At 74.5% G+C, this 15,794-nt stretch carries 10 protein-coding genes; 6 read left to right on the top strand and 4 right to left on the bottom strand.

Going from position 1 to position 15,794, the window contains the following annotated elements:
- Positions 1-23 precede the first annotated feature (23 nt).
- The 3 genes from ACIP60_RS11760 to ACIP60_RS11750 all read right to left on the bottom strand — a co-directional run bounded on the left by ACIP60_RS11760 (position 24) and on the right by ACIP60_RS11750 (position 4,549).
- Positions 24-1,793 carry a beta-galactosidase family protein gene (locus ACIP60_RS11760; protein WP_400682458.1) on the bottom strand — a complete coding sequence of 590 codons (1,770 nt, stop codon included), beginning with the start codon at positions 1,791-1,793 and terminating at the stop codon, positions 24-26.
- A gap of 326 nt (positions 1,794-2,119) precedes the next feature.
- Positions 2,120-3,244 carry a phosphoserine transaminase gene (gene serC / locus ACIP60_RS11755; protein ID WP_100836769.1) on the bottom strand — a complete coding sequence of 375 codons (1,125 nt, stop codon included), beginning with the start codon at positions 3,242-3,244 and terminating at the stop codon, positions 2,120-2,122.
- A 204-nt stretch (positions 3,245-3,448) separates the two neighbouring features.
- Positions 3,449-4,549 (bottom strand): citrate synthase 2, encoded by a 1,101-nt coding sequence (locus ACIP60_RS11750; RefSeq protein ID WP_400682456.1) that lies wholly within the window; start codon positions 4,547-4,549, stop codon positions 3,449-3,451.
- Between the two features lie 321 nt (positions 4,550-4,870).
- Between ACIP60_RS11750 and pdxH the strand changes: the two genes are divergently transcribed.
- The 6 genes from pdxH to fxsT all read left to right on the top strand — a co-directional run bounded on the left by pdxH (position 4,871) and on the right by fxsT (position 14,830).
- Positions 4,871-5,662, top strand: coding sequence for a pyridoxamine 5'-phosphate oxidase (gene pdxH / locus ACIP60_RS11745; RefSeq protein WP_400682455.1), 792 nt, complete (start codon positions 4,871-4,873; stop codon positions 5,660-5,662).
- Positions 5,663-5,929: 267 nt separating this feature from the next.
- Entirely contained in the window at positions 5,930-6,103 is a 174-nt protein-coding gene (fxsA, locus tag ACIP60_RS11740; RefSeq protein ID WP_400682454.1) for an FxSxx-COOH cyclophane-containing RiPP peptide, read from the top strand.
- Between the two features lie 33 nt (positions 6,104-6,136).
- Positions 6,137-8,527, top strand: a complete 2,391-nt coding sequence (locus ACIP60_RS11735) for an FxsB family cyclophane-forming radical SAM/SPASM peptide maturase (RefSeq protein ID WP_400682453.1) — start codon at positions 6,137-6,139, stop codon at positions 8,525-8,527.
- Positions 8,524-9,369, top strand: a complete 846-nt coding sequence (locus tag ACIP60_RS11730; RefSeq protein WP_400682451.1) for an aminoglycoside N(3)-acetyltransferase — start codon at positions 8,524-8,526, stop codon at positions 9,367-9,369. The genes ACIP60_RS11735 and ACIP60_RS11730 overlap by 4 nt, the downstream gene beginning before the upstream one ends.
- Positions 9,370-9,471: 102 nt before the next feature.
- Positions 9,472-10,725, top strand: a complete 1,254-nt coding sequence (locus tag ACIP60_RS11725; RefSeq protein ID WP_400682450.1) for a TIR-like protein FxsC — start codon at positions 9,472-9,474, stop codon at positions 10,723-10,725.
- Positions 10,726-10,831: 106 nt separating this feature from the next.
- Positions 10,832-14,830 (top strand): FxSxx-COOH system tetratricopeptide repeat protein, encoded by a 3,999-nt coding sequence (fxsT, locus tag ACIP60_RS11720; RefSeq protein ID WP_400682449.1) that lies wholly within the window; start codon positions 10,832-10,834, stop codon positions 14,828-14,830.
- Positions 14,831-14,911: 81 nt separating this feature from the next.
- On the opposite strand, the gene ACIP60_RS11715 is transcribed toward fxsT, so the two are convergent.
- Positions 14,912-15,781 carry an alpha/beta fold hydrolase gene (locus ACIP60_RS11715; RefSeq protein ID WP_400682448.1) on the bottom strand — a complete coding sequence of 290 codons (870 nt, stop codon included), beginning with the start codon at positions 15,779-15,781 and terminating at the stop codon, positions 14,912-14,914.
- Between the last annotated feature and the right edge of the window lie 13 nt (positions 15,782-15,794).

Genomic DNA, 15,794 nt, shown 5'->3' with positions numbered 1-15,794 from the left:
GACGCGGGGCCGCACGGCGGGTCTCAGCCCAGGTCCGGGGCGTCGCGGAGGACGACGCGGGCGGGGGCGGTGGTGCCGAGTTCCAGCAGGGCGAGGGTGTTGGGCCCCGGGCGGAGGAGGGGCCAGGGGCAGTACAGGGTGTGCTGGGGGCCGCGGGCGTCGTAGCGGCCGAGCAGGAAGCCGTTGACCCAGAGGTAGCCGTGCCCGCCCTCGGGGACGGCGAGGAAGGCGTCGCCGGGGGCGTCGAGGTGCAGGGTGCCGCGGGCGAGGAGTTCCGGGGCGGGGGTGCCGGGGGACCAGGTGCCGGGGTCGGGGAGCGGGTCGAGGGCGAGCGGTTCGGCCTGCCAGCCGTGCAGGTACTGGCGTTCGTGGCGGACGCCGGTGAGGCCCTTGGCCTCGCCAGTCGGCGGCCCGTAGTTGACCCGGCCGAGCGATTCGACCAGCAGCCGGACGCGGGCGCCGCCGCCCGCGGCGACCGGCTCGGCGGGGACGCCCCGTTCGAGCGAGGCGACGTGCTCGCCGTCCACCCGCAGGGCGGCCCGGTCGCACAACCCCTCGACGGTGAGCGGGAGTTCGGGGCTGAGCGCGGGCACCGTCGCGGTGTAGCGGACCAGGCCGTGCTCCAGCCCGAGCTCCTCGAACGACGGCGGCACGGGGGCGGTGACGGCGGGCCCGAACGGCAGCTCGGCGCACTCGTCGAGGAGCACCTCGCGGGCCGCCAGCAGCGGTGCGGGGGCGGGCAGCACGGGTTCGCGCTCGTCCAGGTAGCGGACGAGTTCCGGCTGTTCGGCGGCGAACTCGGCGATGACCTGCCGGAAGGCGTCGAACTTGGCGGTGGGCAGGCCGCGTTCGTCGAGCGGGGCGTCGTAGTCGTAGGAGGTGGTGGTCGGCTGGTACGGGGAGTGCGTCCAGTCGGTGGAGTTGAACGGCGGGTCGGCGTGGTTGGCGCCGGCGGTGGTGCCGAAGTTGGTGCCGCCGTGGGCCATGTAGAGGTTGACCGAGCCGCCGGCGGCGAGCAGGCGGCGCAGCGTGTCGGCGGCGTCGGCGGCGTCCCGGGTGTGGTGCGGCTCGCCCCAGTGGTCGAACCAGCCGTTCCAGAACTCCATGCAGAACGGCGGGTCCTCGGGGCGGTGGCGGCGCAGCACGGCGAAGGCGCCCTCCGGGTCGGAGCCGAAGTTGACGGTGGCCAGCACGCCGGGGACGGTGCCGGCCGCGAGCAGGTGGTCCTCGGGGCCGTCGGAGGTGAACAGCGGGACGGCGATCCCGCGCTCGCGCAGCCCGCGGGCCAGGTGGTCCAGGTACGCGGCGTCGCCGCCGAACGACCCGTACTCGTTCTCGACCTGCACCATCAGCACGCCGCCGCCGGGACGGCCCCACTGCCGCCCGACCACCTGCGGCAGCAGCGCGTCGAAGTAGGCGTCGACGGCGGCCAGGTACTCCGGGTCGCTGCTGCGGACCCGCCGGCCGAGCCGGGCGGTGAGCCAGCCGGGCAGCCCGCCGTTGTCCCACTCGGCGCAGATGTACGGGCCGGGCCGGACGATCGTCCACAGCCCCTGCCGGTGCGCCTCGTCGAGGAACGCCCCGAGCTCGTCCAGCCGCGCGTACCGGCCGGGCGCGGGCTCGTGCAGGTTCCACGGCACGTACGTCTCGACCGTGTTCAACCCCATCGCCCGCACCGCCGCGAGCCGGTCGGCCCACTGCTCGGGGCGGCTGCGGAAGTAGTGCACCGCGCCGGACAGGATGCGCAGCGGCCGCCCGTCGAGGCGGAACCCGGTCGAGTCGTAGGTGAGCATGCCCCCAGCCTGCCCAACGCCACGGCCTCCAGCCGCGGAGACATGCGGAACATCCGGGGCGCGCCTCCCGGAGCCCTTCCCCGGCTCTTCCCCGGGCTCTCCCCGGGCCCCTGATCGCGGGGCCGGGCGTTCGACCGGCTAGTCTCGAAGGGTGGACCCGAAGACCCGTATGCGGATCGTCACCGGCGCGTTCGTCCTGCTGCTCGCCGTGGTGATCGTCAGCGCCATCGTGCAGAAGTAGCCGCCGTCCGGCCCGCCGGGGCGGCCCCGGGACGCGTCGAGGGCCCCGGTCCGGTGGACCGGGGCCCTCGACGGAGGCGGGCGGGTCAGTCGTTCAGGTGCTCGACCACGTAGTCGATGGCGCCGGTGAGCTTCTCGACGTCGGCCGGGTCGACGGCCGGGAACATCGCGATGCGCAGCTGGTTGCGGCCCAGCTTGCGGTAGGGCTCGGTGTCCACGATGCCGTTGGCACGCAGTGCCTTGGCGACCGCGGCGGCGTCGACCGAGTCGTCGAAGTCGATGGTGCCGACGACCTGGGAGCGCTCCTCGGGCTTGGCCACGAAGGGCTGCGCGAAGGAGGACTTCTCGGCCCAGGAGTACAGGATCGAGGAGGACTCCGCGGTGCGGGCCACCGCCCAGTCCAGGCCGCCCTGGCCGTTCAGCCACTCCAGCTGGTCGGCCAGCAGGAAGAGGGTGGAGATGGACGGGGTGTTGTACGTCTGGTCCTTCGAGGAGTTGTCGATCGCGGTCGGCAGGTCGAAGAACGGCGGGACGTACCGGCCGGAGCCGGCGATCTCCGCGGCGCGCTCCAGCGCGGCCGGCGAGAAGGTGGCCAGCCAGAGGCCGCCCTCGGAGGCGAAGGACTTCTGCGGGGCGAAGTAGTAGACGTCCGTCTCGCGGATGTCGACCGGCAGGCCGCCGGCGCCGGAGGTGGCGTCGACCAGGACCAGCGAGCCGGCGTCCGCGCCCTCGGGGCGGCGGATCGGCATCGCGACGCCGGTGGAGGTCTCGTTGTGGGTGAGGCCGTAGACGTCCACGCCCGCCTCGGCGACCGGCAGCGGGTGGGTGCCCGGGGCGGTCTTGATCACCGTCGGCTCGGCCAGCCACGGGGCGGCCTTCACGGAGGAGGCGAACTTGGAGGAGAACTCGCCGAAGTCCAGGTGCTGCGACTTCTCGCGCACCAGACCGAACGCGGCGATGTCCCAGAACGCGGTGGAGCCGCCGTTGCCGAGCACGACCTCGTAGCCCTCCGGCAGCGAGAACAGCTCGGCGACGCCCTGGCGGACGCGCTTGACGATGTTCTTGACCGGGGCCTGGCGGTGGGAGGTGCCCAGCAGGGAGGTTCCGGTGGCGGCGAGGGCACTCAGGGCCTCGGGGCGCACCTTGGAGGGGCCGCAGCCGAAGCGGCCGTCGTTGGGCAGATTGTCGGCGGGGATCTGAATCTGAGCCACCCCCGCAGCCTATCCCCCGGACGCGCGGCGGCGGAACGTCCGTCCGGCCGCTGAGACGTGATCTTGCCCGCCCCGGACAGCCCGCACCGGGGCGCGTGACCCCTGGTCAGGGGGCGTGCGCGCGCCCGGCGGCGGACGTGTCCGAACTGACGCTCCGTCAGCTTTTCACCCGGAAGTGGCTCCGGGAGCGGCTCCGGAGGCGGGTCAGCCGGCGATCTGGTCCCAGCCCTCGATCTCCTGCGGCTTGCGGGAGCTCGGGCCGATGTAGCGGGCGGCCGGGCGGACCAGCCGGCCGGTGCGCTTCTGCTCCAGGATGTGCGCCGACCAGCCGGCGGTGCGGGCGCAGGTGAACATCGAGGTGAACATGTGCGCCGGGACCTCGGCGAAGTCCAGCATGATGGCCGCCCAGAACTCGACGTTGGTGGCCAGGACGCGGTCCGGGCGGCGGTTGTGCAGCTCCTCCAGCGCGGCCTTCTCCAGCGCCTCGGCGATCTCGTAGCGCGGCGCGCCGAGCTCCTTGGCGGTGCGGCGCAGCACCCGGGCGCGCGGGTCCTCGGCGCGGTAGACCCGGTGGCCGAAGCCCATCAGGCGCTCGCCCTTGTCCAGGGTCTTCCGCACGTAGGCGGCCGCGTCGCCGGTGCGCTCGATCTCCTCGATCATGCCGAGCACCCGGGAGGGCGCGCCGCCGTGCAGCGGGCCGGACATCGCGCCGACCGCGCCGGACAGCGCCGCCGCGACGTCCGCGCCGGTGGAGGCGATCACCCGGGCGGTGAACGTGGAGGCGTTCATGCCGTGCTCGGCGGCCGAGGTCCAGTACGCGTCGACGGCCTTGACGTGCTTCGGGTCCGGCTCGCCGCGCCAGCGGATCATGAACCGCTCGACGATCGTCCCGGCCTTGTCGATCTCGCGCTGCGGGACCATCGGCAGGCCCTGGCCGCGGGCCGACTGGGCCACGTACGACAGCGCCATCACGGCGGCCCGGGCCAGGTCGTCGCGGGCCTGCTCGGCGGAGATGTCCAGCAGCGGCTTGAGGCCCCAGACCGGGGCGAGCATGGCGAGGGCGGACTGCACGTCGACCCGGATGTCACCGGAGTGGACCGGGATCGGGAACGGCTCGGCGGCCGGCAGGCCGGGGGCGAACTTGCCGTCGACCAGCAGGCCCCAGACGTGCCCGAAGGAGACCTGGCCGACCAGGTCCTCGATGTCCACCCCGCGGTAGCGCAGCGCCCCGCCCTCGCGGTCGGGTTCGGCGATCTCGCTCTCGAAGGCGACTACACCCTCAAGGCCGGGTACGAAATCCGACATCAGAACGGCTCCTTCAGTGATCCGACGCGGCGGGCGGCCGTGGTGGGGCGGCACGCCGGTGGCCGATGGTGGTTGGCACTCGGTGTCAGATTGTCAGGCACGGAGTGCATTGCGCCATACACCGTGACGGTGATGTTTCCCCCACGGGCCGCTCGAACCCCTGTCGTCTCCGGCTTCCTCGACGGATTTTCGGGACGTCCCGGGCGCTAGCCGGACGATTTCCCGCGCAGCGGGCCGTGGAGCGGTGGCGAGCCACCCTATCCCCAGCCGTTCGCCCGGACGCGGCGGCGCCCGGCGCTTGTCGTACGGGATGATGGAGGGGTGCCTACCGCGGAACGCCACCCGAACGCCGAGCCGAGCGCCCCGTCCCTGCCCGCCGGGCCCGCCGGCCCCGCCGCGCCCCCTGCGGCTGCCGCGCCCGTCGCGCCCGTCGCGCCCGCCGGGCCGACCGGGCCCGCCGGGGAGCGGCCCGGGCCGGACCCGTCCGTGATGCGCGAGCACTACCGGCACGCCGGGCTGGCCGAGGAGCAGCTCGCCGACGACCCCTACCAGCAGTTCACCCGCTGGTTCCACGAGGCGGGCGAGGCGGGCGTGGCCGAGCCGAACGCGATGGTGCTCTCCACCGCCGACGCCCTGGGGGTGCCCTCCGCGCGCACCGTCCTGCTCAAGGGCTACGACCGGCGCGGCTTCGTGTTCTTCACCAACTACGGCTCCCGCAAGGGCACCGACCTGGCGGCCAACCCGAACGCCGCGCTGCTCTTCCCGTGGATCACGCTGGCCCGCCAGGTGATCGTCGCCGGCCGGGTGGAGAAGGTCGGCCGGGACGAGACCGCCGCCTACTTCCGCACCCGCCCGCACGGCTCCCAGCTCGGCGCCTGGGCCAGCGAGCAGTCCAGCCCGGTGGCCGACCGCGAGGTGCTCGAACAGCGCTACGCCGACCTCGCCGCCCGGTACCCGGAGGGCGAGGGCGTCCCCGTCCCGCCGTTCTGGGGCGGCTACCGGGTCGTCCCGCGCAGCGTGGAGTTCTGGCAGGGCCGGGAGAACCGCCTGCACGACCGGCTGCGCTACGTCGCCACCGCCGACGGCTGGCAGGTCGAGCGGCTCTTCCCCTGACGGGCGCCGGTTCCCCAGTTCGAGTCCCGCTAGCACGGGCGGTCGAACGGCGGTACCGCCGAACGGGCGAAAACACGGCGACTGACCCTCCCTCAACTGCCGTACGGAGTACGGTCGGCGGTGCCGATCGCGGGTTTTCGAGCGGGGGTTGCCGGTAACCGGCGGGGGCTATGCTGTGCATCGGTGTCAGGCCGCAGTGACTCACGACACTGTCTTCCGGCTGCGGCGATCCCCCGTCCGCACGCCTCAGTGAAGAAGGCAACGCCGATGACCACTGCCCTCGCCGAAGACCTGACCGAGCCCCGGGTCGCCCTCCAGCGCGCCGCCCTGGCCGACCTCGCCGCGCTGGACGCCGAGGACCTCGCCGCCCAGATCGCCCGGGTGCTGCCGGACGCGGCGGCCCGCCAGGTGGCGGTGGCCGCGTTCCAGTCGTCGATCTGACCGTACGGGAACAGCCGGATCGGTTCGCCCGCGATGTCCGCCACCGTGCCGTTCAGCCAGTTCGTGCTGAAGGTCCACAGCCGCTGTGACCTGGCCTGCGACCACTGCTACGTGTACGAGCACGCCGACACGAGCTGGAGCCGCAAGGCCAGGGCGGCCTCGGACGAGGTGCTGGAGCGGACGGCCGGACGGATCGCGGAGCACGCCAGGACCCACCGGCTCCCCGCCGTGCACGTCGTGCTGCACGGCGGGGAGCCGCTGCTGGCCGGCCCGGACCGGCTGCGCCGGGCCGCCGAACTGCTGCGGGCCGCCCTGCCCGCCGGGTGCGCGCTGGACCTGCGGATCCACACCAACGGGGTGCTGCTGGACCGCCGGTTCTGCGAACTCTTCGCCGAGCAGGACATCAGGGTCGGGGTCTCGCTGGACGGCGACCGGCTCGCCAACGACCGGCACCGCCGCTTCGCGGACGGCCGCTCCAGCCACGCCAAGGTGCTGGCCGCGCTGGCCCTGCTGCGCGAACCGGAGTTCCGGCACCTGTACGCCGGGCTGCTGTGCACCGTCGACGTGGCCAACGACCCGGTCGCGGTGTACGAGGCGCTGGTCGCCGAGCAGCCGCCGCGGATCGACTTCCTGCTGCCGCACGCCACCTGGGACCACCCGCCGGCCCGCCCCGAGGGCGCGGGGCCGACCCCCTACGCGGACTGGCTGCTGGCGGTCCACCGGCACTGGACCGAGCGGGGCCGCCCGGTGCCGGTGCGGATCTTCGACTCGGTGCACCGCACCCTGCGCGGCCGCTCCAGCCTCACCGAGTCGCTCGGGCTGGACCCGGCGGACCTGGTGGTCGTCGAGACCGACGGGACGCTGGAACAGGCCGACAGTCTCAAGACCGCCTACGACGGCGCGCCCGCCACCGGCTTCGACGTGTTCGCGCACAGCCTGGACGAGGTCGCCCGGCACCCGGGGATGCTGGAGCGGCAGTCCGGCCTGGCGGGCCTGGCGGCCCGGTGCCGGGCCTGCCCGGTGGTCCGCAGCTGCGGCGGCGGCCTCTACGCCCACCGATACCGGACCGGCGGGGGCTTCGACCAGCCGTCGGTGTACTGCGGGGACCTCTTGAAGCTCATCACCACCATCCGCGACCGGGTCTCGGCCCGGGCCGCCGCGCCCGCCCGGCCGCGGCAGCCGCTGACCGACCGGCACCTGGACGAACTGGCCCACGGGCTCGGCGGCGCGGACGCCGTCACCGCCCTCGGCCAGGCCCAACTGGAGCTCTCCCGACGGCTGGTGACCGCCGCCGGGGCGCCCGGGAACAGCGCCGCCTGGCAGCTGCTGACCACCGTCGACCGCGCCGCGCCCGGTGCGCTCGACGCGGTGCTCGCCCACCCCTACACCCGGACCTGGGCGGTGCGCCGCCTGGCCCGGGACGGGCGCGGCGACCAGGGCGACCAGGGCGGGCTGGCCGAGCTGGCGGCCGCCGCCGCGGTTCGCGGGCGGACCGGGTTCGAACTGGTGCTGCCGGTCCGCGCGGGCTGGCTGCACCTGCCGACGCTCGGCCGGCTGCGGCTGGACGGCCGGACCGAGGCGGTGCTGCGCGGCGACGCCGACGGGCTGTCCTGCGCCGGGCACACCGTCCGCTGGGACCGGCCGGGCGACCACCTGTGGCAGCCCGTCCGCAGGGTCGCGCTGCCCGGCTGGACGCTCGCCCTGGAGGACACCGACCTGCGGCGCGACAGCCACCAGTGGCCCGCCGCCGACCGGCTCTCCGACGCCGAACTGCTCGACTGGACGGGCGCGTTGCGCGAAGCCTGGGAGCTGCTCGGCCGCGACCTGCCCGACTACGCGGCCGGCATCGCGGCCGGCCTGGGCACCGTCACCCCGCTCGCCCCCGGCCCGAACGGGCGCGACGTCAGCGCCGCCGCCCGGCAGGCGTACGGGGCGGTCGGGATCGCCCGGCCGACCACCGCCCCGGTGCTGGCGCTGCTGCTCGCCCACGAGTTCCAGCACGTCAAGCTCGGCGCGGTGCTCGACCTGTACGACCTGCACGACCAGGCCGACGACCGGCTCTACCACGCCCCCTGGCGGCCCGACCCGCGCCCGCTGGAGGGCCTGCTGCAGGGCACCTACGCGCACCTCGCGGTCGCCGCGTACTGGGCGGGCCGGGTGCGGGCCCACGACGGCCTCCGGGACGACGCCGCCACCGCCGCCCGGCTCCAGCTGGCCACCTGGCGGGCGCACACCGCGGACGCGATCGGGACGCTGGAGCGCTCCGGCTCGCTCACCCCGCTCGGGCTGCGCTTCGCCGCCGGGATGCGCGCCGCGCTGGCCCCCGCCCTGGAGGTGCCGGTCGGCGCCGCCGCCGAGCGGGCCGCCCGGGAGGCCGCCGCCGCGGACCCGGCCGCCCGGCAGGCCGCCGCGGGGCGGCGGTGACCGACACCGCGCTGCTCCGGACCGGACCGGGGCGCACCCGGCCGGAGCCGGGGCCGCCCCGGTCGGTCGGGCAACTGGCCGGCCAGCTGCGCGAGCTGGGCGTCCGGGAGGGCGGGACGCTGCTGGTGCAGTCCTCGCTGCGGGCGGTCGGGCCGGTGGCGGGGGGCGCGCACGGGGTGGTGCGGGCGCTCCTCGCGGCGCTGGGGGCGCGCGGCACGCTGGTCGTCTACACCGCTACGCCCGAGAACTCCCGCACCTCCCCGTACTACCGGGCCCGGACCGCCGGCCTGACCCGCGCCGAGCTGGCCGAATACCACGACCGGATGCCCGCCTGGCACCCCCGCACCCCCGCCTCCCCGACCGTGGGCCGGCTCGCCGAGGTGGTCCGGCAGTGGCCCGGCGCGCTGCGCAGCCCGCACCCGCAGACCTCGTTCGCCGCGCTCGGCCCCGCCGCCGGGGAGCTCACCGCGGTGCACCCGCTGGACTGCCACCTCGGCGACGAGTCGCCGGTCGGCCGGATGTACCGCGCCGGGGCCCAGCACCTGATGCTGGGCGCGCCGATGCGCCACTGCACCCCCCTGCACCTGCTGGAGTACTGGCAGCCGGACCGGCCGCAGCAGCTCTACACCTGCGTCCGGCGCACCGACGGCGCCGCCCGGGCGGTCGAGGAGTTCACCGCCACCCGGCTGGACGACGGGCACTTCGAGGAGATGGGCGGGATGCTGCTCCGGGAGCTGGCGGAGCTGCGGCAGGGCCCGGTCGGCGCCGCCCGGAGCGTCCTGCTGCCGATCCGGGAGGCGGTCGACCTCGCCGCCAACTGGTATTCGAACAGGCGAAGTTGAGACCGGATCAGATCAAGGCCCTATTCCATTCGGACCGCCGGTCTTCCTACACTTGAGACCCTTTCGGGGGAACAGTGACAGGCGGGCTCGGGGGAGGCGCGTGTGAGCAGCGGTGCGGGCCAGCGCAAGGACGCGCCCAGGCCGTACTTCTTCCTCAGCTACGCGCACACCCCGCGGATCAACTCGCGCGGCGCCGCCGACCCCAACCTCTGGGTGGCCAAGCTCCACCAGGACCTGTGCGAGGCGATCCTGCAGATCACCGACGCGCCGTCCGGCCACCCGGTCGGGTTCATGGACCGCTCCATGCACCAGGGGCAGAAGTGGGCCGAGCGGCTGTCGCGGGAGCTGGCCACCTGCCGGGTGTTCGTGCCGCTGTACTCGCCACGCTACTTCAAGTCCGAGGCGTGCGGCCGGGAGTGGCACCTGTTCACCCGCCGCTCGGTCTACCAGCGGCGGCCCACCGCGGAGCGGATGACCGGCATCGTCCCGGCGCTGTGGGTCTCGATGGAGCACTACCAGCTGCCCCGGGTGGCCGGGGAACTCCAGTTCAACCACGACAGCTTCGGCGCCGAGTACGCCACCGAGGGCCTGTACGCGCTGATGAAGATCGCCGCGTTCAGCTCGCAGTACCACACCGCGGTGTGGCGGCTGGCCCGGCGGATCGTCGACGTCGCCGAGCAGACCGTCATCCCGGCCGGGCAGGTGCTCGACTTCGAGTCCCAGCCGTCCGCCTTCGACCCGCCCGACAGCGCCGACCAGGTCCGGATCTCGGTGTTCTCCTACCGGGAGCGCGAACTGCCGCCGCAGCGCAGCCCGCTCTGCTACGGCGAGCAGCGCGCCGACTGGCAGCCCTACCGCCCGGACTCCTCCCGGCCGCTGGCCCAGGACGCCGCCGACATCGCCCGCGGGATGGGGTTCCAGCCCACCGTGCGGGAGTTCGAGGAGGAGTCCGAGCACCTGCTGACCGGCGAACGGCCGGCCGCCCCCTGCGTCCTGCTGGTCGACCGGTGGGCGTTCCTGGACGGGCGGCGCTCCGAGGCGGTGCGCCGGGTGGACCGGCGCAACCACGGCTCGGTGGCCGTCATCGAGCCGTGGAACCGCGGGGACCAGCAGAACCTCGACCACGAGCGGATGCTCGACGAGCTCGGCGACAGCGTGCTGACCGTCAGCCGCCGCTCCCGGCGGCGGCCCACCCTGCGCGAGGAGGCCGCGGTCGGCACGCCCGGCAGCATCGAGGAGTTCCGCGGCGAGATGGAGCGCGCCGTGATGCGCGCCTGCACCGCCCACGAGCAGCAGCGGTACCAGAGCCGCCCGGAGGACGGCCCGGCCGACCGCAGACCCGGCATCGGGCCCTGAGCCGGGCCCACGACGGCAGCAGGACACCGGGCGGTCGGGACTCCGACCGGTGAGCACGGCGTGCGGTACCACGACGGGCACCCAAGGGCCCGGGGGAGGGAACGTCATGACCGAGAGGCCGACGAAGGGCCCGCAGCACCAGTCGCCCCGCCGCGACACCACCGAGGACCGGCGGGGCCGGATCGTCACCTTCTACTCCTACAAGGGCGGCACCGGCCGCACCATGGCGCTGGCCAACGCCGCCTGGATCCTGGCCGCCAACGGCCGCCGGGTGCTGGTCGTCGACTGGGACCTGGAGGCCCCCGGACTCGCCCAGTTCTTCCGGCCCTTCCTCAACCCCGAGGTGGTCGCCGCCACCACCGGCATCATGGACCTGTTCGGCGACTACCTGGAGGAGGCCCGCCGCCCGGTCGACCGGGACCCGGACTGGATCGAGGACTTCGCCCGGATCCACCCGCACGCCCTGTCGCTGGCCTGGCCGCACTTCCCCGGCACCGGCCGGATCGACCTCGTCCCCGCCGGGCAGCAGAACCGCGACTACTCCGTCGCCCGCCTCGACTGGGACCTGCTCTACGAGCGCTACGAGGGCCGCCGCTTCATCCAGTCGCTGCGCGCCGACATGAAGCGCCGCTACGACTACGTGCTGATCGACAGCCGCACCGGCCTCACCGACACCGCCGACATCTGCACCGTCGAGATGCCCGACGACCTGGTGGTCTGCTTCACCCTCAGCGACCAGTCGATCGACGGCGCCTCCCGGGTCGCCCGGGTGATCGAGGACCGCTACGGCGACCGCGGCATCCGCATCCTCCCCGTCCCGATGCGGATCGACGAGGGCGAGAAGGAGAAGGCCGACGCCGGCCGGGCGCTGGCCCGGGTCAAGTTCGCCGGCCTGCCCGCCGACCGCGGCGAGGCCGACCTGGCCCGCTACTGGGCCGGGGTGGAGATCCCCTACCGGCCGTTCTACGCCTACGAGGAGATCCTCGCCCCGTTCGGCGACCAGACCGGGCTGCCCGGCTCGATGCTCGCCGCCAACGAGCGGCTCACCAAGGAGATCACCCGCGGCGAGGTGCTCGGGCTGCCGCCGATGCCCGAGGACCTGCGGCTGCGCTTCCTCGACGGCTTCGCCCGCCGCCGCCCCACCGCCCCCGCCGACCTGTACCTCAGCTACGTCCCCGAGGACCGGGCCTGGGCGGACTGGATCTCCGCGCTGCTCGCCGACGCCGGCTACCGGGTCGTCCCGCGCGACGTCGGCGCCGGGGCCAACCCGCGCGAGGCCACCGGCCGCGGCATCGACTCCGCGTACCGCACCGTCGCCCTGCTCTCCGCCTCCTACCTGCAGTCCCCGCAGGCCCAGGCGCTGTGGGACCGCACCGTGCTGGCCGACCCGGCCGGCGCCCGCCGCCAGCTGATCCCGGTCCGGGTCTCCGACGTCCGGCTCAACGCGCCCTACAACAACCGCAACCCGGTCGACCTGATCGGCCGCGACGAGGCCGCCGCCGCCACCGCGCTGCTGCGGGCGCTCGGCCGCACCGAGGCCGAGCTGCCCGAGCGCAGCCCCGGCGCGCCGCGCTTCCCCGGCACCAAGCCCACCTACTGGGAGGTGCCGCAGCGCAACCACTCCTTCACCGGCCGGGTCAAGGTCCTCGACGACCTGCGGGCCCAGCTCGCCGGCGGCACCACGGCGGTGCTGCCCCCGCCGCAGACCCTGTACGGCCTCGGCGGCGTCGGCAAGACCCAGGTGGCGCTGGAGTACGCCCACCGGTACATGTCGCACTACGACCTGGTGTGGTGGATCGACGCCGAGCAGAGCGAGAACGTCGTCTCCGACCTCGCGGACCTCGCCGGGCGGCTCGGACTGCGGGTCGGCGACAACGTCAGCGAGGCCGCCCAGGCCACCCGCGACGCGCTCCGGCAGGGCATCCCGACCCCCAACTGGCTGCTGATCTTCGACAACGCGGACGAGCCCGCCGAGATCCGCCGGTTCTTCCCCGACGGCCCCGGCCACATCCTGGTCACCTCCCGCAACCAGGGCTGGTCCGGGCAGGCCGGCGTGCTCAACGTCGACGTCTTCGACCGCACCGAGTCCGTCGACCACCTCACCCGCCGGGTCCGCGGCCTGGCCCGCGCCGACGCCGACCGGGTCGCCGAGGCGGTCGGCGACCTGCCGCTGGCCGTCGAGGTCGCCGCCGCCTGGCTGGAGACCACCCGCACCCCCGTGGAGACCTACGTCAACCAGCTCAAGGCCGAGGCCACCAAGGTCCTCGCGGCCGGCGAGACCCCGGTCGACTACCCCACCCCCGTCGGCCTCACCTGGAACGTCTCCATCGCCCGGCTGCGCGAGCAGTCCCCCGCCGCGGTCCGGCTGCTCGAACTGTGCGCGTTCTTCGCGCCCGAGCCGATCTCGCTGCGGCAGTTCTTCTTCTCCGAGCAGATGCGGCTCGCCCTCCACCCGTACGACGAGGAACTCACCGACACCTTCCTGCTCGGCAAGGTGCTGCGCGCCGTCAGCCGCTACGCGCTGGCCAAGACCGACGCCGGCTCCGACTCCTTCCAGGTCCACCGGCTGGTCCAGGCCGTCGTCCGCAGCGGCATGAGCGAGAGCGAACGCAACCTCGCCATGCACCAGGTGCACCGCATCCTGGTCAACGCCCGGCCCCCGCGCGGCGACACCGACGACCCCGCCAACTGGCCGACCCTGGAGAAGATCTGGCCCCACCTCACCCCGTCCCGGGCCCAGGACTGCGACGAGCGCGAGGTGCGCGAACTGCTCATCGACCGGGTCCGCTACCTGTGGAAGCGCGTCGACCTCGACCAGGCCCTCCAGCTCGGCCACCAGCTCGACACCGCCTGGACCAGCCGCTCCGAGAACGAACCCGACCCGGTCGAGCAGAAGATCTGGCGCCGGCAGATCCTCAGCCTGCGCCTGCAGATCGCCAACGTGCTGCGCTCCCAGGGCTCCTACGGCGAGTCCCTGGCGCTCAACCAGGCCACCCTGGTCGGCCAGCGCGAACTGCTCGGCGAGCACCACCCGTACACCCTGATGACCGCCAACTCGATGGCCGCCGACCTGCGCTACCTCAACCGCTTCCAGGAGGCGCTCGCCCTCGACCAGGACACCTACGATCAGTTCGTCGAACTCTTCGGCGAGGACGACCCGCGCACCCTCACCGTCGCCAACAACCTCGCCATCGACCACCGCCTGGTCGGCAACAGCCTCGCCGCCCGCGACCTCGACCAGGACACCGTCGAGCGCAACGCCGCCGTCCGCGGCCCGCACCACCCCTACACCCTGGGCACCAAGTCCAACCTGGCCCGCGACCTGCGCGAGATGGGCGACTACAAGGGCTCGGTGGAACTCCTGCGGGAGGTCACCGAGGCCTTCGCCGACCTCCAGCAGTCCGACCTGCCCGAGGAGCTGCGCAACGCCAAGTCGCTGGCCGTCTCGCTGCGCCGGGCCGGCCAGTACACCGAGGCCCGGGAACTCACCGAACGCACCTACGAGCGCTACGTCGACCTGTTCGGCCCCGACTTCGCCGACGCCCTCGCCTGCCGGCTCAACCTCGCCGCCGACCACAGCGCCGCCGGCGACAAGGAGACCGCCCGCGACATCGCCACCGACGCCTACGAGGGCCACCGGCGGCTCTTCGGCGACCAGCACCCCTTCACCTTCGCCTGCGAGAACAACCTCTCCATCTACCTGCGCGGCTCCGGCGACATCGAGGGCGCCATCACCCACGGCCGCACCGCGGCGGCGGGCCTGGCCCGGGTGCTGGGCGACGACCACCCGTTCGTCCTCAACGCCATGATCAACCTCGCCAACGCGCTCGGCGAGAACGGCGAGCACCGGGAGGCGGAGGCGCTCGGCCGCACCGCGTACGAGGGCCTGGTCAACCGCTACGGCGCCACCCACCCCGACGCCCTGGTCTGCCAGGCCAACCTCGCCATCACCCTGCGCGAGGCCGGCCGCCGCAACGAGGCGGAGGCGCTGCGGATGCAGGCGGTCGCCGGGCTGGTCGAGCTCTTCGGCGAGGACCACCCGTCGGTGGTCGCGGCCCGCGGCTGGCAGCGCAGCAACCGCGACCTGGAGCCGCAGCCGCTGTGAGGGCGGGCGGGTGCGGGCGGGGGCGGGCGTCGTCGGGCGTCGGCGGGGGCGCGCGGGTGGCCGCGCGCGCCCGGTGGCGCCCTACGCGTGGGCGGCCCAGCGGATCGCGTCGGTCATCTCCTTGAGCGCGCCGAAGTGGGCGGCACCCGGTTCCAGGTAGAGCTGGGCGCCGGGGATGTGGTCGGCCAGCCAGGAGGAGTGGCCGACCGGGGAGAACCTGTCCTCGGCGCCGTGCCAGAGGCGGACCGGGGCGCGGATGCTCTCCACCGCGAAGCCCCAGTCGGCGATGAAGGCCAGCACGTCGTCGATCCAGCCGTCGGCGCCGTAGCGGAACGCCTGCCGGTAGGTCGAGTGCAGCATCCGGCGGATGCCGATGTCGGCGACCACGGTGCGGTCCGGCGGGGTCAGTTCGGGGACCAGGTTGCGGATCAGCTGGGCCGGGTCGCGGCGGATCACCCGGGACCGGAGCTGGAACTGGCCGGCGATCCGGGGCTGACCCAACTCGGCCTGCCGGTAAGCCTGTTCGTTGGACGGGGTCATGCCCTCGAACCAGTCGAGGCCGTCCGCGTGGCGCGGGGCGAGCGAGACCTGGGTGGCCGCCCGGCGCACCCGGTCGGGCAGCAGCGCGGCGCAGGCGAGCGCGTGCGGGCCGCCGCCGGAGCGGCCGACCACGGCGAAGCGGTCGAGGCCGAGCGCGTCGGCGATGACGGCCACGTCGGTCGCGGCGGCGGCCACCGCGCGGCCGGGCAGCCGGGTGGAGTCCCCGTAGCCGGGCCGGTCGAAGGAGATCAGCCGGACCCGCATCCGGGCCAGGACGGCGCTGCGCGGGGCCGGGCCGACCCGGCTGCCCGGGGTGCCGTGCAGCAGGAACACCGGCCGGCCGGACGGGTCTCCGGACGTCTCGACGGCGAGGACGCCACCGTCCGGGGTCTCGATCCTCCGTGTCGCCACGCGGCGGCCCTCC

Source organism: Kitasatospora sp. NPDC088783, assembly GCF_044750705.1.
GTDB lineage: Bacteria > Actinomycetota > Actinomycetes > Streptomycetales > Streptomycetaceae > Kitasatospora > Kitasatospora fiedleri.
The sequence above is the reverse complement of the archived record's forward strand: the minus strand, read 5'-3'. Positions and strand labels throughout refer to the sequence as shown.